Origin of the sequence: Kribbella polygonati, from assembly GCF_050320105.1 — a bacterium.
In the GTDB taxonomy this organism is placed as follows: domain Bacteria; phylum Actinomycetota; class Actinomycetes; order Propionibacteriales; family Kribbellaceae; genus Kribbella.
Genome location: NZ_CP190129.1, coordinates 6,644,277 through 6,663,120, shown reverse-complemented (window position 1 = coordinate 6,663,120; position 18,844 = coordinate 6,644,277). Strand labels below are relative to the sequence as shown.

Annotated in this window: 21 protein-coding genes; 10 read left to right on the top strand and 11 right to left on the bottom strand. The window is 69.0% G+C overall.

Annotated features, from left to right (window positions below; translation table 11 throughout):
- Nucleotides 1-13: 13 nt before the first annotated feature.
- From ACQHIV_RS31760 to ACQHIV_RS31740, 5 genes are read right to left on the bottom strand one after another with little or no spacing between them, the layout of a single operon-like run.
- Nucleotides 14-823 (bottom strand): carbohydrate ABC transporter permease, encoded by an 810-nt coding sequence (locus ACQHIV_RS31760; RefSeq protein WP_427887537.1) that lies wholly within the window; start codon nt 821-823, stop codon nt 14-16.
- Complete coding sequence (locus tag ACQHIV_RS31755) at nt 810-1,685, bottom strand: carbohydrate ABC transporter permease (protein ID WP_427887536.1); 876 nt, start codon at nt 1,683-1,685, stop codon at nt 810-812. Before ACQHIV_RS31755 ends, ACQHIV_RS31760 begins: the two co-directional genes overlap by 14 nt.
- Complete coding sequence (locus tag ACQHIV_RS31750) at nt 1,682-2,953, bottom strand: ABC transporter substrate-binding protein (RefSeq protein WP_427887535.1); 1,272 nt, start codon at nt 2,951-2,953, stop codon at nt 1,682-1,684. The genes ACQHIV_RS31755 and ACQHIV_RS31750 overlap by 4 nt, the downstream gene beginning before the upstream one ends.
- An 18-nt stretch (nt 2,954-2,971) precedes the next feature.
- Entirely contained in the window at nt 2,972-3,679 is a 708-nt protein-coding gene (locus ACQHIV_RS31745) for a FadR/GntR family transcriptional regulator (protein WP_427887534.1), read from the bottom strand.
- Nucleotides 3,676-4,782: a DUF4185 domain-containing protein gene (locus ACQHIV_RS31740; protein WP_427887533.1), complete on the bottom strand. Its 1,107-nt coding sequence runs from the start codon at nt 4,780-4,782 to the stop codon at nt 3,676-3,678. Before ACQHIV_RS31740 ends, ACQHIV_RS31745 begins: the two co-directional genes overlap by 4 nt.
- A gap of 103 nt (nt 4,783-4,885) precedes the next feature.
- Here ACQHIV_RS31740 and ACQHIV_RS31735 point away from each other — a divergent pair, with 103 nt between their 5' ends.
- Both ACQHIV_RS31735 and ACQHIV_RS31730 read left to right on the top strand, forming a co-directional pair.
- A complete protein-coding gene (locus ACQHIV_RS31735) occupies nt 4,886-5,272 on the top strand; it encodes a phage holin family protein (RefSeq protein ID WP_427887532.1) in 387 nt (128 codons plus the stop codon).
- Between the two features lie 2 nt (nt 5,273-5,274).
- Nucleotides 5,275-5,730, top strand: a complete 456-nt coding sequence (locus ACQHIV_RS31730) for a low molecular weight protein-tyrosine-phosphatase (protein WP_427887531.1) — start codon at nt 5,275-5,277, stop codon at nt 5,728-5,730.
- On the opposite strand, the gene ACQHIV_RS31725 is transcribed toward ACQHIV_RS31730, so the two are convergent.
- Together ACQHIV_RS31725 and ACQHIV_RS31720 are read right to left on the bottom strand one after the other, a co-directional pair.
- Entirely contained in the window at nt 5,699-6,898 is a 1,200-nt protein-coding gene (locus ACQHIV_RS31725; protein WP_427887530.1) for a pyrophosphate--fructose-6-phosphate 1-phosphotransferase, read from the bottom strand. The genes ACQHIV_RS31730 and ACQHIV_RS31725 overlap by 32 nt on opposite strands.
- Before the next feature lie 155 nt (nt 6,899-7,053).
- Nucleotides 7,054-7,530, bottom strand: a complete 477-nt coding sequence (locus tag ACQHIV_RS31720; RefSeq protein WP_427887529.1) for an Lrp/AsnC family transcriptional regulator — start codon at nt 7,528-7,530, stop codon at nt 7,054-7,056.
- Between the two features lie 75 nt (nt 7,531-7,605).
- Here ACQHIV_RS31720 and ACQHIV_RS31715 point away from each other — a divergent pair, with 75 nt between their 5' ends.
- The gene (locus ACQHIV_RS31715) at nt 7,606-8,454 is read left to right on the top strand and encodes a DMT family transporter (protein ID WP_427887528.1); all 849 of its coding nucleotides are present in this window, start codon (nt 7,606-7,608) and stop codon (nt 8,452-8,454) included.
- Here the strand turns inward: ACQHIV_RS31715 and ACQHIV_RS31710 are convergent.
- Complete coding sequence (locus tag ACQHIV_RS31710) at nt 8,432-9,427, bottom strand: acetamidase/formamidase family protein (protein WP_427887527.1); 996 nt, start codon at nt 9,425-9,427, stop codon at nt 8,432-8,434. The two genes, ACQHIV_RS31715 and ACQHIV_RS31710, sit on opposite strands and share 23 nt — an antisense overlap.
- 104 nt (nt 9,428-9,531) lie before the next feature.
- Here ACQHIV_RS31710 and ACQHIV_RS31705 point away from each other — a divergent pair, with 104 nt between their 5' ends.
- The 5 genes from ACQHIV_RS31705 to ACQHIV_RS31685 all read left to right on the top strand — a co-directional run bounded on the left by ACQHIV_RS31705 (nt 9,532) and on the right by ACQHIV_RS31685 (nt 14,637).
- Entirely contained in the window at nt 9,532-10,224 is a 693-nt protein-coding gene (locus tag ACQHIV_RS31705) for a response regulator transcription factor (RefSeq protein WP_380189483.1), read from the top strand.
- A complete protein-coding gene (locus ACQHIV_RS31700; protein WP_427887526.1) occupies nt 10,221-11,819 on the top strand; it encodes a sensor histidine kinase in 1,599 nt (532 codons plus the stop codon). The genes ACQHIV_RS31705 and ACQHIV_RS31700 overlap by 4 nt, the downstream gene beginning before the upstream one ends.
- A gap of 101 nt (nt 11,820-11,920) precedes the next feature.
- A complete protein-coding gene (locus ACQHIV_RS31695; RefSeq protein ID WP_427887525.1) occupies nt 11,921-13,321 on the top strand; it encodes a S1C family serine protease in 1,401 nt (466 codons plus the stop codon).
- 102 nt (nt 13,322-13,423) lie between these two features.
- Complete coding sequence (locus ACQHIV_RS31690; protein WP_427887524.1) at nt 13,424-13,939, top strand: DinB family protein; 516 nt, start codon at nt 13,424-13,426, stop codon at nt 13,937-13,939.
- Between the two features lie 5 nt (nt 13,940-13,944).
- Nucleotides 13,945-14,637 carry a pirin family protein gene (locus ACQHIV_RS31685; RefSeq protein WP_427887523.1) on the top strand — a complete coding sequence of 231 codons (693 nt, stop codon included), beginning with the start codon at nt 13,945-13,947 and terminating at the stop codon, nt 14,635-14,637.
- Here ACQHIV_RS31685 and ACQHIV_RS31680 read toward each other — a convergent pair.
- Entirely contained in the window at nt 14,634-14,963 is a 330-nt protein-coding gene (locus ACQHIV_RS31680; RefSeq protein ID WP_427887522.1) for an L-rhamnose mutarotase, read from the bottom strand. The two genes, ACQHIV_RS31685 and ACQHIV_RS31680, sit on opposite strands and share 4 nt — an antisense overlap.
- Before the next feature lie 221 nt (nt 14,964-15,184).
- Here ACQHIV_RS31680 and ACQHIV_RS31675 point away from each other — a divergent pair, with 221 nt between their 5' ends.
- On the top strand, nt 15,185-17,086 hold the full coding sequence (locus ACQHIV_RS31675) for a penicillin-binding transpeptidase domain-containing protein (RefSeq protein WP_427887521.1): 1,902 nt from the start codon (nt 15,185-15,187) through the stop codon (nt 17,084-17,086).
- On the opposite strand, the gene ACQHIV_RS31670 is transcribed toward ACQHIV_RS31675, so the two are convergent.
- The gene (locus ACQHIV_RS31670) at nt 17,087-17,497 is read right to left on the bottom strand and encodes a PaaI family thioesterase (protein WP_427887520.1); all 411 of its coding nucleotides are present in this window, start codon (nt 17,495-17,497) and stop codon (nt 17,087-17,089) included. It lies immediately after the preceding gene.
- A gap of 23 nt (nt 17,498-17,520) precedes the next feature.
- Here ACQHIV_RS31670 and ACQHIV_RS31665 point away from each other — a divergent pair, with 23 nt between their 5' ends.
- Entirely contained in the window at nt 17,521-17,985 is a 465-nt protein-coding gene (locus ACQHIV_RS31665) for an N-acetyltransferase family protein (RefSeq protein WP_427887519.1), read from the top strand.
- Here ACQHIV_RS31665 and ACQHIV_RS31660 read toward each other — a convergent pair.
- On the bottom strand, nt 17,982-18,803 hold the full coding sequence (locus ACQHIV_RS31660) for an alpha/beta fold hydrolase (protein WP_427887518.1): 822 nt from the start codon (nt 18,801-18,803) through the stop codon (nt 17,982-17,984). The genes ACQHIV_RS31665 and ACQHIV_RS31660 overlap by 4 nt on opposite strands.
- Nucleotides 18,804-18,844 lie beyond the last annotated feature (41 nt).

Here is an 18,844-nt window from a genome sequence, read left to right as displayed (position 1 = left end):
CCTCCGATGAAGATCAGAACTGACCCAGGGCGAGGCCCCGGGAGAAGAAGCGCTGGGCGGCGAGGAACAGGATGACGGTGGGGAGCGAGACGAGCAGGCCGCCGGCGAGGACCGTCGGGAGGGCGGCGCCGCCGTACGTGCTCTGCAGGCCGGTGAGGGCCGGCATGATCGGGCGGACCGAGTCGGACTGCGACAACGTCAGGCCGAGCAGCAGGTCGTTCCAGACGAAGGTCGCCTGGAGGATGAAGATCGCGGCCAGCGCCGAGCCCGCCATCGGCAGGTAGATGCTGCGGAAGATCCGGAACAGCCCGCCGCCGTCGACCACCGCGGCCTCGAACACGCTGCGGGCGATCCCGGTGAAGAAGTTCCGCATCACGAACGCCGAGAACGGCACGCTGATCGCGGTGTACACGATGATCATCCCGACCCGGGTGTCGTACAGCCCGGAGTTCGCGTACCCGGAGAACAGCGGCATCAGGATCATCTGCAACGGGAAGATCGTCCCGCCGAAGATGAACACGAACCACAGGAACCCGCGCTTCAGCTTGAGTACGACGATCGCGTACCCGGCGGCCGCGCCGACCAGCACCGCGAGCACCGGCGCGACCACGCTGTACAGCGTCGTCGAGACCAACGTGTCGCCGAGCGACGCCTTGCTCCACGCGTCACCGAAGTTCGCGAACAGGTCGAACCCGGCGGGTTTCCACACGGTCTTCGCGTCGTACCCGTCGACGGACTTCGAGGCGTTGACGACCAGCAGGTACACCGGTGCCAACCACAACAGCCCCAGGACGATCAGGACCCCCGTCTTAACCTTGCTCACGGGCGTCTCCCAGCTGGTAGCGCAGGTACAGGATCGAGGCCGCGAAGGTGACCAGGCTCAGGAACAGCGCGATCGCCGCGCCTTGGCCGTAGTCGTTCAGGACGAAGGTCTCCTTGTACATGGAGAGCGCCAGGGTCTCGCTCGACGTACCAGGGCCGCCTTGCGTCATCACCCAGACCACGTCGAAGGTTTTCAGGCTTCCGACGAGTGAGAGGCCGATGACGACTGTGGTGATAGCCCTCAGCTGTGGCCAGAGGTGGAAGCGGAAGAGCTTGAAGCCGTCGGCACCGTCCAGGCGGGCTGCTTCCAGGGGCTCGGTTGGGATCGACTGGAGGCCTACTACGAAAAGCAGGGCGTTGACGCCGGCGGCCTGCCAGGTGGTGGCCACGATCATCATGATCGTGTTGCCGGGCCCGGACTGCAGCCAGCCGGTGTGGGCACCCGGGAGCCCGAAGAACCCGAGTGCCTGTCCCAGTGCGCCGTCCGGCTGCAGTACGAATCCCCAGATAACCCCGACGGCCACGCCGGAGATCGCGTACGGCAGCAGGAACGGCAACCGCAGCCACGTCCCCCACCGGTGCCCGTACGTCAGCACGGCGACCAGCAGGCCGAGCGCGACCGGCAGCGTGATCATGCCGACCACCCACAGCAGCGTGTTGACCAGCGCCCCGACCAGATCGGGGTCGCTGAACATCGCCTTGTAGTTGGCCAGCCCGGACCACACGGGCGACGCCAGTCCGTCGTACGACGTGAAACTGACGTACGTCGTCCACAGGAACGGCACGTACAGCAGCAGCGCGACGACAGCTACCGCGGGCAGCCCGAACAGGGGCGCTGCCCGCGCGCCGGTACGGTCCTTCACTTCTGCTTGGCCCAGTACGCGTCCGCCTCGGCCTGGATCTTCTGCAGGCCCGGCATCGGGTCACCCGGCTTCGTCACGAACGCGCCGAACACCTCGAGCGCCTTGTTCGCCACCGGCACCGGCGTCGCCTCGAACCACCTGTTGATCAAGCGGTACCCGTTGACGTCCTTGTTCAGCTGAGCGAGGCCTGCGTCCTTGACCTCGGCCCTCGGGTTGAACGACAGGTCGCCGCGGCTGTTCGCCCAGTCGGTCTGCGCCTGCGGGGTGAGCCACCAGTCGGTCCACTTCTTCACCGTCGACGCGTGGTCGCTCGCGGCCGCGGAACAGACCGGGCCGGTCTCGAAGATCATCGACGTCTTCGGCAGCGACGGGTTCACGTTCGGGATCACGAAGAAGTCGTAGTCCGTGCCGGCCTGCATCTTCAGCGTGTTCAGGTTGCCGCTGAACCAGGTGCCGAAGTTGATCATCGCGACGTCGCCGTTCTTCAGCTGCGCCTGCGGCTCGGTCTTCGATCCCGGGTCGCTGAAGTCACCGGCGTCGATCATCTTCTTCCACTCGTTCATCACGTCGACGACACCCTGGTCGGTGTACTTCGCCTTGCCGGTCGCGAGCTTGTCGTACAGGTCGGGGTCCTTGCCGGCCAGCAGGGTCTCGAACCAGACGAACGAGAACAGGATGTTGGTCTGGTAGAACGGCTTCACGCCGATCGCCTTCACCTTGTCCGCCGCTTGCTGCAACTCGGCCCAGGTCTTCGGCGCCGCGGTGATCCCGGCCTTCTTGAAGACGGCCTTGTTGTAGTACATCACCCAGTACCCGGCGTTCAGCGGGACGCAGTACTGCTTGTCGTCGTAGGTGAAGTACTGCTTGAGCTGCTCCGGGACGTTGCCGTCGGCAACCGCCTTGGTCCACTGGTCGGTGGTCTCGGCGACGAGCTTCTGGTCCACCAGATCCTGAAGCTCCTTGCCGGTGTGCCAGGTGAACAGGTCGGCCTTCTCCTTGGTCCGGAACGAGGACCGGATGAACGCCGTGTACGTGTTCGAGTCGGAGTACCCGACCGGCTCCATGCCGACGCCGATGTCCTTCTTGCTGGCCGCGCCGACCTGCGTGAACGCGTCCTTCCAGCCGCCCTTGTCGTTGTAGAACTTCAGCGAGTCGACCGGCTTGTCCTCGGTGGCCTTGCCGGGCTTGGCGCCCCCGCCACAGGCCGACAGCGCGAGCGTGCCGGCAACCACCAGAGCAGCCAGCGCCTTGCGGTTGTTGCGTTGCATGTGTTGCGTCCTTCCAGCTCAGGGATGCTGAAGTCGTTCGTTGATGACGGCCAGTACGCCGTCCAGGTGCTCGCGGGTGAGCAGTTCGGCCAGGTCGGGGTCGCCGGACCGGATCGCGTCGTAGATCGCGCGGTGTTCGTCCAGGTCGGCCTGGCGGTCACCGTGGATGTGCAGGATCTCCAGCTGTTCGCGGGCGTTCACGACCGTGACGGACTCGACCACTTCGGCCAGCGTCGCGTTCCCGGACGCCAGCGCCAGTGAGCGGTGGAAGTCCATGTTCACCTCGGCCAGCCGCGTGTGGTCGCCGGAGGCGATCAGCTCCGCCGCGGCCTCCAGGTCCTTGGCCATCTGTTCGAGCGGCGCCTCGGCGCGGGTCTTCGCTGCCAGCGCGGCGACCGGCGGCTCGATCAGGGCACGGGCCTGCAGCAGCTCCACCAGCCGGTCCGGGCTCGGTTCCAGCGCGAGGGGGTTCGCCAGAACCAGCCGGCCGACGTTCGGGCCGACGTACACCCCGGAGCCGTGCCGGAGTTCCACGGCCCCGGTCGCCTCCAGCCGGCGCAGTGCCTCCCGCACCGTCGGTACGGCGACCTTGAACCGCTCGGCCAGCGACCGTACGGCCTCGAACTGATCGCCCGGCGCCAGCTTCCGCTCCGCGATCAGGGTGAGCATCGACGTCGCCAGGTCGTCCAGGAGACTGCGCCGTACGACGCCGCCGGACGCGCTCACTGCGCCGCCGCCAGCGTGACCGAGAGGAAGCGCGGCCGGTAGATGCTCACGTCGCCGTACAGCTCGTCGCTGACCAGGCTGTTCACGTTGTAGCTGACCAGCAGCGAGGCGCCTTGCCGCAGGTCCGGGTGCTCGTGGGAGTTGTACGTGATGATGTTCCCGCCGGTCTCGGGGGTCTGGTACAGCTCTACCGGCTTCACCCACGGGCCGGTCGGCGAGCAGGAGAAGTACCCGAGGACGCTCTTGCTGAACAGCTCGTTGGTGTTGTGCGTGGTCAGCAGGTAGCCGTCACCCCAACGGGTCACGCTGTGCTCGTTGGCCACGCCCTCCAGCACCCGGGCGGAGGCCGTCTCGTCCGCAGACCAGCCTGAGCCCGTCCAGTACTCCCAGGGCTTGGCCGTGAGGTCGTCACCACGGACACGGGCGACGTGCTGGTACTTCGAGGCGCCCAGGTCCTCGACGCCGTACACGTACGTGTAGCCCTGGTCGCGCAGCAGCCAGCCGGACCACTGCACGTTCGCGGCGGACGGGAGCTGCGTCAGCGACTTCAGCTTGAACGTCTTGCTGTCGAACCGCGCCAGGTAGTTGCTGGCCCACTTCCAGTCCCACTGGCCCGTGCCGGTCTTCTGGAACCGCAGCGCGACCACGTCGAGGTCCTGACCGGCGTGGCTCGTCTGCGCGGCGCCGAACCAGTACCAGCCGTCGGACGGCGGCGGTACCAGCGCCGTCGGGTCGGCCGCCGTACCGCCGGTGACCGTCTTCAGGTCCGTGCCGTGCTGGATCACGAACGAGTTGTTGATGAACGGCGTGGTCTTCGGACGGCTGCCGTCCGCGTTGACCGGGCCGAGGAACGTGTCGGAGAAGATCCACGCCGTACGGCCGCCGGCCAGCGGCACGGAATACGTACTGTCCGCGCCGGTCCAGCCCTTGCCGGTGTTGCTGTACGCGTTCAGCAACCCCTCGGGGGCGGCGTGCGGGGTCGTCTTCGCGGTCCAGTTCGTCTGGACGGCGCTGCACGTCGACGGGGCCGCGGACGCGGCGGGGACAGCGAGGCCTGCTGCCGTGAGGGACAACGCGACAACCGCAACCAGGGGCCGTTTCATGAAAATGATCAGATCACTTGGTCATTTTCGGTGTCAAGACCCAGGGTTCGACCAGGGTGTGTACGGAGAGTGGTGCTACCGCCTGGGTGGGAGGATCGACGGTATGAAGAACTTGATCATCAGGTTGCTGGCGAACGCCGTCGCGCTGGCGGTGGCGAGCTGGCTGGTGTCCGGAATCACCCTGGAGGGCGCGACCACCAGCCGCCGGGTGGTCACGCTGCTGATCGTGGCCGCGATCTTCGGCGTCGTGAACGCCGTCGTGAAGCCGGTCGTGAAGGTGCTGTCCTTCCCGTTCCTGATCCTCACGCTCGGCCTGCTGACCTTCGTCATCAACGCCGTGATGCTCTGGCTGACGTCCTGGATCACCGGCAAGCTGGACGTCCAGTTCCACGTCGCCGGGTTCTGGCCGGCGCTGTGGGGCGCGCTGATCATCAGCGTCGTCGGCATGCTGATCAACACCGTGCTCCCGGAGAAGGCCGAGATCCACTGAGCATGCGGGTCGAGATCGTCTGCACCGGGAACATCTGCCGGTCGCCGATGGGCGAGGTCGTGCTACGGCACAAGCTCGCCGAGGCGGGCGTCGACGGCGTACAGGTCTCGAGCTCGGGGACCGGCGGCTGGCACGCCGGCGACCGGATGGACCCCCGCGCGGCGGCCGCGCTCCGGCGCCGCGGGTACGACGGGAGCGCACACCGCGCCCAGCAGTACGAACGGTCCGCGGACCGGGACCTGGTCCTCGCGATGGACTCGGGCCACCTGGACACGCTCACCCGGTACGGCGTCGCCGCGCAACTGTTCGCGCGCGACGACGTACCGGACCCGTACTACGGCGAGGACGACGGCTTCGACGAGGTCCTCACCCAGATCGAGAAGGCGGCCGGCACCTGGGTCGACCGCCTCCGTGATCAGCCAGGGCCTAAGCCTGACCGATCTCCGACTTCAGGTTGACGAACCACTCCACGCCCGGGTCGAACTCCTTGCCGCCGGCGATCCGCGGGAACTCGATCGCGCGCAGTTCGTCGCCGCGCTCCTCGTCGTGTCCGACCACGCCGGACTCACCGCGCAGCGCCGCGTCGACGGCGTAGTCGGTGCACTCCTTGATCAGCGCGAGGTCGCGGTCGTTCGCCGCGGCCGACCGGCTGAAGTAGCCGCTCTTCTGCACCATCGTCTTCTCGGCGCCGATCCGCTCCGCGAACTGCTTCGCGAACCACGCGCCCGGGTTGATCGTGTCCAGCTTGACGTGCCCGAACGGGTCCCGGCCGACCTCCTCGCCGCGGGCCTCCATCTCGGCGACGATCGACGACACACCGGCACCCTCGGACAGGAAGATGTTCACGCAGTCCTCGGCGTCCATCACCTTGCGCAGCCGGTCCGCCTCGGCGTCCAGATCGATCGTTGCCTCCGGCACGTACACGGCGTGCACCGACCAGCCGCCCCGGTCCAGGCCGATCCCCGGGTTCCACTCCTGCTCGTCGACCCACTGCTGGTACGCCTGCGCCGTTGCCGCGGTCAGCCAGCCGCAGTTCCGCCCCATCACCTCGTGGACGATCAGCATCCGCGGGTTCGAGCTGTGCTCGCCGATGATGTTCCGGGCAAACAGCGCGCCCTGCTCGGCCGCGGTCCAGGCGCCGAGGCTCTGCCGGATCGGGATCACGTCGTTGTCGATCGTCTTCGGCAGGCCGACCACGGTCAGGCTGTAGTCGTGCTCCTGCAGGTACGCCGCGAGGTCGGCCGCGGTCGTGTTGGTGTCGTCGCCGCCGATCGTGTGCAGTACGTCGACACCGTCCGCGACCAGCCGCTCGGCGGCCACCTGGAGGGCGTTCTGGCCGTCCTCGATCAGGCCGCGCTTGACCAGGTCGGCGGTGTTGGTGAGCTTCACCCGGCTGTTGCCGATCGGGCTGCCGCCGAACTTGTGCAGCAGCGACGCCTTCGCCCGCACCTCCGGCGTGACCTCGAGGAACCGGCCGCTGAGCAGGCCGTGGTACCCGTTCAGGTAGGCGATGATCTCCACGTCGGGCGCCACCTCGGTGTAGCGCTCGATCAGCCCGCCGACGGCGGACGACAGGCAGGGCGCAAGCCCGCCGGCGGTGAGCAGGGCAACTCTGCGGACAGCCATGGTCCTCGGTCCTTCCGGAGTGTCTCTGAAGTCGCCACCAGACTAGTGATGTGGACCACTGCGGGGAGTGGTCGGTCCCAGCTTGCGGACCTCCAGCACGCACCAAGTCGCTCAGGCCCAGCGTTCCACGCCCCTGCGCGGCGTGGAACGCTGGGCTAGGCGGGGTTGGTGAGTGTCCCAGGTCCGCGGAGCGGGACCGCCCTCGGCGGGACCGGGGTGGAGACGACGAACGAGCTCGTGGTCTGGCCGTGGACCTGGAAGTTGTCGAGGACGCTTTCCAGCGCGGCGATCTCGGCGACCTGGACGCGGAGCAGGAAGCAGTCCTCGCCGGAGATCCGGTGGCACTCGACCACCTCCGGGGTGCGCTCGGCGAGCGCGACGATCTTCGGGATCTGGTGCGGCCCGGGCCGCAGCCGGACCCAGGCGGCGACCGGCCGGCCGAGCGCGGCCGGGTCGACGTCGAGGCGGTACCCGCGGATCACGCCGGACTCCTCCAGCCGCCCGACCCGCTCGCGGACCGTCGGCGTCGACACCCCGAGCCGCCGGGCCAGCTCGGTGGTCCGCAGCCGGGGATCCGCGGACAGCTCCTCCAGGATCCGGATGTTCAGCTCGTCCAGCCCGGCACTTCTCATTTCGGTAAGCACAAACGCCTCCTAGCCTCCGATCTGCCATGGAAGCCTGCAGATCTGCTTTCTACGGTAATCGACGTGACTACTGCCGCCGCCGCCATCACCGTGCTCCTGTGGGCCTCGTCGTTCGTCGCCATCCGCCACGTCGGCACGGAGGTCTCCGCAGGTGCCCTCTCACTGGCGCGGCTCGGGCTGGGCAGCATCTTCCTCGGTGCGCTCCTGCTCAGGCGCCCACACCGTCGCTGGCCGGCCGGGCGGGACTGGCTGCCGCTGATCGCGTGCGGCGTGCTGTGGTTCGGCGTCTACAACCTCGCGCTCAACGAGGCGGAACGGCGCCTGGACGCCGGTACAGCCGCCATGCTCGTCCACATCGCCCCGCTGCTGATCGCAGTACTCGCCGGCATCGGCCTCGGCGAAGGCTTCCCGCGGCAGCTGATCGTCGGCGGCCTGGTCGCGTTCGCGGGCATCGTCGTGATCGGTACGTCGACGTCGAACGGCCGCGCCGAGACGTGGGGCGTCGTCCTGTGCGTGGTCGCCGCGATCTCGTACGCCGTCGGCGTGGTCACCCAGAAGCCGCTCCTGAGCCGTCTGCCGGCCGCAGAGGTCACGTGGCTCGCCTGCACGATCGGTGCGGTCGTCTGCCTCCCGTTCACGCCAGCACTGATCAGCGACGTCCGGTCCGCCGACACAGCAACGATCTGGTGGATCGTGTACCTCGCAGCGTTCCCCACCGCGCTCGGCTTCACCACATGGGCGTTTGCGCTCCGCCGTACCAGTGCGGGACGCATGGGCGTCACGGTGTACGCCGTACCGGTCGTAGCGATCCTGCTGGCCTGGCTACTGCTGGGTGAGACCCCAACGCTGCTGGCACTGGGCGGCGGTGCGATGTGCCTGGCGGGCGTTGCTATCTCACGGAGATCTGCTTGAGCTGCTGGTGGATCCCGTCGTACGCCGTTACTCGTGGGAGCAGACGTTTCGGGATCTTGGTGACCACGCTGTAATTGGCATCGACAACGTTCGCCAGGGGGACCTCACTGACCTGGCTGAGCAGCTGGTACGCGTCCAGCGTGTCCAGGCCGTACAGCTCGCCCAGCCAGCGCACCATGTCGACCTGGCCGGCCCGCCACGCGTCCTCCAGCGGACGGCTCGACCCGATGACCGACAGGTACTCGTCACTCTCCAACCGCGGCCACACCGGTCCGGGCGTCTTCAACAGCTCGACGATCAGTACGACGTTCATCGCACCCTCGACGGCCGTCCCGCAGGACTCCCCCTCGCCCTGGCGGTAGTGCCCGTCGCCCACCGAGAACATTGCGCCCTCCACGTTCACCCGCAGGTAGCAGGTGGTCCCGGCCCGCATCTCGGGGGTGTCCATGTTGCCGCCGAACATGTCCGGCACCAGCGCCGAGCGGACCTCACCGCCCGCCGGGGCCACGCCGACCGTGCCGAGCATCGGCTCCAGCGGCAGCGCGATCTCCAGCTCGCTCCCCTGCGCCTGGAACCCGACCGTCCGCCGGGCGCTGTCCACCTCGTAGATCCAGGTCCGCTCCGGGAGCGGGTCCTGCAGCGTGGCGGTCCGGTCGGTGCTGGTCAGCCCGCCGAAGAACGGGATCGTCGCCGACGCGCCCCAGCTCCGGGCGGGCGTCAGCTCGACGAAATGCAGCACCAGGGTGTCCCCCGGCTCGGCGCCCTCGACGTAGAAGGGTCCGGTCTGCGGGTTCACGAACGGCATGTTCAGCGAGGCGCTCGCGAGGTCCGACGTACTGCGGAGGCTGCCGGCGAACGCGTCCTCGGTCCACAGGCGCAGCGCCGTACCGGGCCTGACCCGGCGGACCGGCGGGACGCCCCCGAACGTCCAGGCGAAATCGGCGGGCTCAGGGGTGAATTCCAGAACGTCCATAACGGGAACTTAAGGTGTTGTGCGAGCCATCAGCGGGTTCTCAGGCGATTCTCACAGAAGCGACTTACTCTCGGTGGCGGAACTTCGAGCGGAGCGGGGCAGACATGCGGGTACTGGTGGTGGACGACGACCGGGCGGTCCGGGACTCGCTGCGCCGTTCGCTGGAGTTCAACGACTTCGAGGTGGTGACCGCGGCCGACGGTGCCGAGGCGCTCGCGGTGATCGGCAACGTCGAGCCGGACGTCGTCGTGATGGACGTGATGATGCCGCGCCTGGACGGGCTGGAGACCACCAAGGCGTTGCGGGCCGCGGGCAACAATGTGCCGATCCTGGTGCTGACCGCGCGGGACGCGGTCGCGGACCGGGTGGACGGCCTGGACGCCGGCGGCGACGACTACCTGACGAAGCCGTTCGCGCTCGAGGAACTGCTGGCCCGGCTGCGCGCGCTGCTGCGCCGCAGCACCGCGCCCGGCGAGGGCGGCCAGCGCGGCGAGGTGCTGCAGTACGGCGACCTGGTGGTCGACGTCGACGCGCACGAGGTGCACCGCGGCGACGTCGCGATCCAGCTCACCCGGACCGAGTTCTCGCTGCTCGAACTGCTGATCCGGAACCCGCGCCGCGTGCTGGAGCGGGCCGTCATCCTGGACGCGGTCTGGGGCTACGACTTCCCGACCACCGCGAACTCGCTCGAGGTCTACATCGGATACCTGCGCCGCAAGACCGAGGTGAACGGTCTGCCGCGCCTGATCCACACCGTGCGCGGCATCGGCTACGTGCTGAGAGACACCCCACCGTGAGCCAGCAACACCCCCAGGACTTCCCGTCGTACGCCGACGGTCCACAGCAACCGGCCGCACCGCAGCCGGCGCCGGCTGCACCCGTTGCCAACGGCAACCGGGTGGCAGCGACCGCCGCCCGCACCCAGACCTGGTGGAACGAGACCCTCCACAAACTGAGCCTGCACGCCCGCGTAACCCTGCTCGCCGCGGTAGCCGTCGGCCTCGCGGTAGCAATCGTCAGCGTCGCGGCATACGTGACGGTGCGCCAACAGATGTACCAGAACTTGGACAACAGCCTGACGCAGCGCGCGGTCCAAGCGTCCCAGAAGGGCGTCCTGACCAACCTCAGCAACCTGCAGAAGGCGTCCGCCGACGCCCTCGGGCTGAGCGACATCAGGGTCGCGGTGCTCGCCGCGAACGGGCAGTCGTTCGCGCCGACGAACAGTCCGCTGCCGCCGTTGGGCGACGCCGAGCTCCAGGTAGCCCGTTCCCAGGACAACGTGGTGAGCTTGCGAACCGTCGGTGTCCGCAACGGCGGATCCCACTTCCGGGTGGTCGCTGTAACAGCTCGGTTCTGTCCGGTCGGCTGGAGTGACGAGTGCGAGAACAATGCCAACTTCCTTCAGCCAGGCGCGCTGGTGGTGGCGCAGTCGTTGGAGTCGATCGACCAGACGTTGCACAACCTCGGCATCGTTCTGTGGGCGTTCGGATTGATCGGCGTCATCGGGGCCGCGCTCGCCGGCAACGCGGTGGCCCGCTCAGGTCTGCGCCCGCTGGCGCGCCTGACCGGCGGGGTGGAACACATCGCGGCGACCGAGGATCTGAAGCCGATTCCGGTGACCGGTACGGACGAGATCTCCCGGTTGGCGGTGGCGTTCAACGCGATGCTCGGTGCGCTCGCGCAGTCTCGGGACCGGCAGCGGCGGCTGGTCGGTGATGCCGGGCACGAGTTGCGTACGCCGTTGACCAGCGTCCGCACCAACCTCGACCTGCTCGCCCAGGCGGACAAGCGCGGCGGTCTCCGCCCGGAGGATCGCCAGCAACTGCTGGACGACGTACGCGCACAAATGGACGAGCTGACCCAGCTGATCGGCGACCTGACCGAGCTCGCCCGCGACACCCCGCAGGTCCGGAACGCCGAGCTGATCGAGCTCTCGAACGTGGTCCAGGACGCGGTGATCAAGGTACGCCGACGCGCACCCGGACTGGAATGGGACGTGCAGCTGACGCCGTTCCCGGTCTGGGGTGACGAGCGGCTGCTCGGTCGCGCGGTGACGAACCTGCTCGACAACGCCGCGAAGTACAGCGTCCCGGACGGCGCGGAGCAGCGCACCGACGGCCCGCCAGTCGGCCACGTCACGGTCCGGCTGCTCGACGGCGTACTGACCGTGACCGACTCCGGCCCCGGCATCGCCGAGGCGGACCTGCCGCACGTCTTCGACCGCTTCTACCGCTCCAGCGAAGCCCGCAGCCGCCCGGGCTCCGGCCTGGGCCTGGCAATCGTCAAGCACGCGGCCGAGCAGCACGGCGGGATGATCTACGCCCGCAACGCCCCCGGAGCCGGCGCGCAGTTCACGCTGTGGCTGCCGCACGCGGCGACCCAGACCCGCTGAGAGGAACCTGACAGGTCCTTCAGAGGATCTTCATGGAGTTCTTCGGTCACTCCGAGCGGATCTTCAGGCGGTTTTCAGGTCCGGCGGACAAAGTACCTGCCATGACCGAGAACCAGCCGCAGCAGCCGCAGCCGCAACCCGGCCAGAACGCACAGGGACCGCAAGGGCCGGAGCGGACGCAGCAGTTGCCGATGTACGGGCAGCATCAGCAGCAGCAGTACGCGCCGCAGGGCGGGCAGCCGCGGCTGGACTCGGGGCCGCAGGGGCAGCGGCAGGGCCAGTACCCCGCAGGTGGGGGCACTTACCCGCAGTTCGGGCCGGGGACGCATCAGGGGACGTCTCCAGGCCCGAACTGGCCCCTCGGACCGCAGCAGGCCACGGCAACGGCGCCCAAGCCGAAGCGCCGCCTCGGGCTGGCCGCCGTAGCGCTCACCGCGCTGCTGGTCGGTACGGCGGGCGGTGTCGGCGGCGCGGCCGTGTACTCGGCCAGCAACGACCACTCCACGAACACCCCGTCGGTGACTGCTCCGCTGAACGGCAACCAGGCGGCCCCCGCGTCGGCGCCGGACGGCACCGTGCAGAGCGCGGCCGCGAAGGTCCTGCCGAGCGTGGTGAAGATCGCGGTCGCCAGCCAGCAGGGCCAGGCGACCGGGTCGGGCATCGTGATCAGCAAGGACGGCCTGATCGTCACCAACAACCACGTGGTCGCCGGCGCCGGTCAGGGCGCGACGCTGACCGTGATCCTGAACGACGGCCGCACGATACCGGCCACGGTCAAGGGCACGGACCCGCTCACCGACCTCGCTGTCATCCACGCGAACGCCACCGACCTGACGCCGGCCACCCTCGGCCAGAGCGGGAGGCTGGCGGTCGGGCAGGGCGTGGTCGCGATCGGTTCGCCGTACGGCCTGGAGGCGACCGTGACCAGCGGGATCGTCTCCGCGCTGAACCGGCCGGTGACCTCGGGCGACCAGCAGCAGGACAGCACGACAGTCTTCCCAGCAATCCAGACGGACGCCGCGATCAATCCGGGGAACTCCGGCGGCGCCCTGATCGACCTCGCCGGCCAGGTGGTCGGTATCAACAGCGCGATCAAGACCGCCGGCGGATCGGGACAATCCGAGGGCGGGAACATCGGCCTGGGCTTCGCAATCCCGATCGACCAGGCCAAGCCGATCATCGACGAGCTGGTGGCCAAGGGCAAGGCCACGCATGCGCGGCTCGGTGTGACGGTCGGCGACGCGCAGTCCTCCGACGGGCTCACGAACGGAGCACGCCTCGGCGAGGTCACGTCCGGCGGTGCGGCGGACAAGGCCGGTCTGCAGTCAGGTGATGTGGTCACCGCTGTGGACGGCAAGGCGATCGCGTCAGGGGACGCGTTGGTCGCCGCGGTCCGCTCGCACCGCCCGGGCGATCAGGTGAAGCTCACCGTTACCCGCAGCGGCAAGACCCAGACGATCACCGCGACACTCGGCTCCGACAACGGGAACCCGACGGGCTGATCGCGCGTCTCACCCAGTAGACCGGACTGCGCCGCCCACCGAGCGGCGCAGTCCTCTTTTATTGCCCTGCGGCGGGCGGGCGAATTGGCTACGGTTCGCGGCATGACACTTTCCCGGGAGAGGCCGCCGCTGGTCGCGGACGAGCGGACGCAGCTGGTCGGCTGGCTGGACCAGCAGCGCGCGCTGGTGCGCTGGAAGCTGGAGGGGCTGGCCGCTGCCGACGAGTACCGGGCCGTGCTGCCGGACTCCCCGCTGATGACGCCGGCCGGGCTGGTGTCGCACATGCGGTGGACCGAGCACTGCTGGTTCGACGTGCTGTTCCTGGGCGAGTCGTACGACGGCAACCCGCAGTTCCAGGAGGAGCCGGAGGACGCCGACATGCGGGTCACCGGCGTGCCGCTGGCGCAACTGGTGGACGAGTTCGAGGCGCAGTGCGCGCGGTCGAACGAGATCGTCGCGGCGCACTCGCTCGACGACACCGGGAAGCACCCGGAGTTCAAGTCGGCGCAGGCGACGCTGCGCTGGATGCTGCTGCACATGGTCGAGGAGACCGCGCGGCACGTCGGGCACCTGGACGCGATGCGGGAACTGCTCGACGGGCACAAGGGGTATTACTAGAGCCTGTGGAGATCCATCGGGCCGACGAACGGTTCCGGACCGCGAGTGAGTGGCTGGACTCGCGGCACTCGTTCTCGTTCGGGCCGCACTACGATCCGGCGAACGTCGGATTCGGCTTCCTGCTCGCGCACAACGACGAGACGGTTGCCCCCGGCACCGGTTTCGGCACGCATCCGCACCAGGACCTGGAGATCGTCACCTGGGTACTGCGGGGCGCGCTGGCACACCGGGACTCGGAGGGGAACAGCGGCGAGGTGCATCCCGGGCTCGCGCAGCGGATGACCGCGGGCTCCGGCATCCGGCACTCGGAGTGGAACGACGGCACCGACCCGGTGCACTACGTCCAGATGTGGGTCCGCCCGGACCGGTTCGACCTGCCGCCGTCGTACGAACAGGCCGAGCTCGACCTGTCCACGGGCGAGCTGGTCCCGGTGGCGTCGGGGCTGGCCAAGCACGCGTCGTCGACCGCGATCCACATCAACCAGCCGGCGGCCGGGATGTCCGTGGCCCGGTTGAGCCCTGGCGGGACGGTGGAACTTCCGGGTGCGCCGTACCTGCATCTCTTCGTCGCCACCGGTACGGCGACCCTCGACGACGCCGCGCTCGGTACGGCGGACGCCGTACGGCTGACCGACGCCGGCGGACGGGTCACCGCCGGGCCGGACGGGGCCGAGGTGCTGGTGTGGGAGATGTACTAGTCGTGCTGCTCGCTCATCGTCCAGACGTGCCGCAGGGACTGGCCGGCGACGCCCTCGGGGTTCTCGGCGAAGCCCTCGACGAACTGGCTCATGTGCTGCTGCCAGCGCTGGTCGGTGGGGTTGTCGCGCAGGTACGCGACCGCGGACTCGTAGTCGTCGGACTCGACCAGGTGGAACAGGTCCCGGCCGCTGCGCCAGATCGACCAGTCGCTGATCCCGGCGGCGTGCATCACCGTGATCAGTTCCGGCCAGACACGGGCGTGCTCGGTCTCGTAGGCCTCTTCGGTTCCGGGGATCAGGCGGCTGTGCAGCGCAAGGCGGGTCACAAACGAGCAGAATACGCCGCGCGGGGCGGCCGTGGAACGCGGTTCCAGATTCCGGCAGACCAATTCGCGGATCGTCTTGGTCGCGATTCGCACCGGCTCTGCGGACAACTCCGGCGCCGGAACCTGCGTCGTACTTGGGGGGATTGAGTAGGTTTCCGAGGTAGCCACACGCCGAAGCCCGTGTCCCGGTGTCCATCCGTCGTCGTGCGAGAGTTGGGAACGTGAAGCGAACCACTGCGATCGTCTGCCTGAGTAGTCTGCTGATCACCGCCGGTTGTTCGGACAGCAAGTCCGGCGGCGGCAAGTCCGGGAACGACGAGCAGAAGGCGTCCGGAGCGGTCATCAAGCAGTTCGCCGACGCCTGGGTGGCGGCCTGGGCACCGAACGGGAAGCCCGCCGCGGCCGGCGCACTGACCGACAACCCGACCGTGTTCGCCAAGCGCCTCGACGACGTCGACACGGCGCTGGTGGCGAGCACCGTGACCGTCTCCCCGCAGGACCTCCCGAAGTGCTCCGACGCCAACAACTGCACGCAGGACCTGGCCGTCGAGGCGCAACTGCGCGGCATCGGCACGATGAAGTGGACCAGTACGGCGACCGCCGTGAAGACCGGTGACACCTGGAAGATCAAGGCCTCCGGCGACACCATCTACCCGGGCCTCGGCGACAACAACTACCTGAAGCGGGTCCGGGCGTTGCCGGCCCGGGCGTCGATCCTGGACCGCAACGGTGTCGCGCTGACCACGAACCGGCCGGTCGTGATCGTCGGCGTCGCGTCCGGTACGAAGGCGACCGCGGCGACGTACGCGGCGTTCACGCAGTACCTGCAGGTCGACGGTGCGAAGCTGGCCGCGCGGGCGAAGGCGGCCCCGGCCGGGCAGTTCGTCGACGCGATCACGATCCGCGCCGAGGAGTGGGAGGCGCTGCGGCCGAAGATGCAGGCGCTGCCCGGCGTACTGACGATGGGTGGCACCCAGTCGCTGCCGCCGACCGCGACGTTCGCGAAGTCGATCCTCGGCACGATGAAGACCGCGACCGCGGACACGCTGAAGAACGCCGGCCCGACGGCGTCGGCGCAGGACCAGGTCGGTACGACGGGCCTGCAGTACGCGTTCCAGCAGCAGCTCGCCGGTACGCCGGGCGGCACGGTCACGCTGCGGGACGGCAAGACGAAGCTGACGATCAAGACGGTCTTCACCCAGAAGGGCACCGCCGGCCAGCCGGTGAAGACGACCCTCGACACGAACATGCAGAAGGTCGCCGAGGCCGCGCTGGCGACCAGCAAGCTGCCGGCCTCGCTGGTCGCGGTGCAGGCCTCCACCGGGCAGATCCTGGCCGCGGCGAACGGTCCGCAGCCGACCAACTACAACCGCGCCTTCCAGGGCCGGTACGCGCCGGGTTCGACGTTCAAGATCGTCACCTCGGCCGCGCTGCTCGGCGCCGGTGAGACCACCACGACGCCGCTGCCGTGCACGCCGACGATCAACGTGTTCGGCAAGACCTTCAAGAACTACGACGGCCTGACCGCGTACGGCGCGGGCACCATGCAGAAGGCGTTCAACGAGTCCTGCAACACCGCGTTCATCTCGCAGCACGCGAAGCTGCCGAAGGACGCGATGACGAAGACCGCCGCGATGTTCGGCATCGGCCGCGACCTGGGCCTGTCGATCGGCGCGTACGGCGGCCAGGTGCCGGCGCCGAAGGACGACGTCGAGGAGGCCGCGTCGATGATCGGCCAGGGCACGGTCACCGCCAGCCCGCTGGCGATCTCGCTGGTCGCCGCGGCGGTCGACCACGGTACGGCGATGAAGCCGGTGCTGGTGCAGGGCAAGGACGCGGCCGGCGCGGCAGCTTCCCCGCTGCCCGCGGCGACGGTGGCGGCGCTCCGGACGTTCATGCGGACGACGGTCACCGGCGGTACGGCGAAGGTGCTCGCCGGCAACGGCGCGGTCGCCGCGAAGACCGGTACCGCCGAGGTCGTGGTGAACGGCAAGGTCACCACCAACGCCTGGATGGCCGGCTATCGCGGCGACGTGGCCTTCGCCGTCATCGTCGAAGGCGGCGAATCCGGCTCGCACACCGCCGGCCCCATCCTGAAAACCTTCCTCTCCAGCTTCAAGTAGTCACCGCCGGACGGCGATCACCGTGCCCTGGGCCAAGGCGCACAGGGTTTCGGTGGTGCCGTCGACGGTGCGTAGTTCACAGGTGCAGGTGGCCTGGCGGCTGGTGGCGTGCGCGACCTTGGCGACGGCCCGAAGTACGTCGCCCTGCGCCGGGCGGAGGTAGTTGATGGTGAACCCGCCCGTCAGCACCTCCGGACCGAGCGCCGTACCGCCCGCGAACGTGAGGGCGTTGTCGGCTGCGTAGCTCAGCACCCCACCGTGCAGGAACCCGTTCTGCTGCTGCAGCTCCTCGCGGATGTCGAGCTCCAGCGTCGCCCCACCGTCCCCGAACGCGGTCACCCGCGCCCCGACCAACACACTGAACGGCTGCGTCGCCAACAGCTTCTGAGCCACCTCGAGCGTCAACTCCATGCAGCTCAGCCTAGAGTCGGCCTGTGAGTACGCCGACGGTGGAGCTTCGTCCGATGACTGCGGGCGAGTATCCGGAGTTCAAGGAACAGCTTGCGACCACGTTCGCGACGGCGATCGGGCCGGCCCGCGGGTTGACCGCGGAGGAGGCGCTGAAGGTCTCGTACGCCGAGACCGAGAAGCTGCTGCCGGACGGGCCGGACACGGAGCAGCAGTTGCTCTGGATCGCGGTCGCGGACGGCGTACCGGTCGGGACGCTCTGGATCAGTACGCGGGCGCGGATGCCGTTCGTGTACGGCGTCGAGGTGGCGGCCGACCAGCGCGGCAAGGGCTACGGCCGGGCGATCATGCTCGCCGCCGAGGACGAGTGCCGCCGGCGCGGGTACGACGCGCTCGAGCTGAACGTGTTCGGCGACAACGCGACGGCGATCGGGTTGTACGACTCGCTCGGGTACGTCGTGACCTCGCAGCAGATGCGCAAGAGCCTCTAGCCGAACCGCCTGATCAGCTCCGCGAACCGCGCCGCCTGGTCCAGTGGGATCAGCGTGTAGCTGTCCTCGACCAGTGCGAGCTCGCCCTGCGGCAGCAACTCGGCGAGGCGGCGGCCGTGGTCGAGCGGCATCACGCGGTCCTCGGCTGCCCACACCACCAGCGCAGGGCGGTCGAAGTGCGCGAGATCCGGTGCGGCCTCCTCGAGGACCCGGCGGTCCGCGAAGACCGCGCGCAGCATTCGCACCGTCTCCGCGCGGATCTCCGGCTGCTCGAGAACCGGGCGGATCCAGCGCGCGGTCGTGGCGTCGCCGCGCTTCGTCAACGTCCCGAACGCGAGCGGCGATCGCCGGATCGCCTTCACCCGGAGCTGCTGCATGAAGGCCCCGAACAGCGCGGGCGGCAGCTTGCCGGACAGCGCGAGCGTCCGTCCCGTCAGCCCGGGCGGGAGGTTGCCGAACGCCTCGCAGGACGCGAGCACCGCCCGGCCGACCCGCTTCGGATCGTCCCGGAGGACGAGCTGGACAACGGCTCCCCCGGTGTCGTTCCCGACGAGTACGACGTCCCGCAGGTCGAGCCGGTCGAGGAACTCCCCGACCAGGCGGGCGATCCCCGGGAGCGAGAGGTCGGCGTTCATCGGCATCCGGTGCGCGCCGAACGGCAGCGTCGGCGCGAGGCAGCGGTGGTCCGCGGACAGGTCGGCGATCACGTCGTCCCACAGCGACGCGTCCATCAGGAGTCCGTGCAGCAGTACGACGACCGGCCCGGTCCCGCGGTCGACGTACTGGAGGGTGCCGGCGGACAGCTCGAGCTCGTTCATCGGCCTCCTTCGTGGTTAGTATGGGAATCATAATATATGGA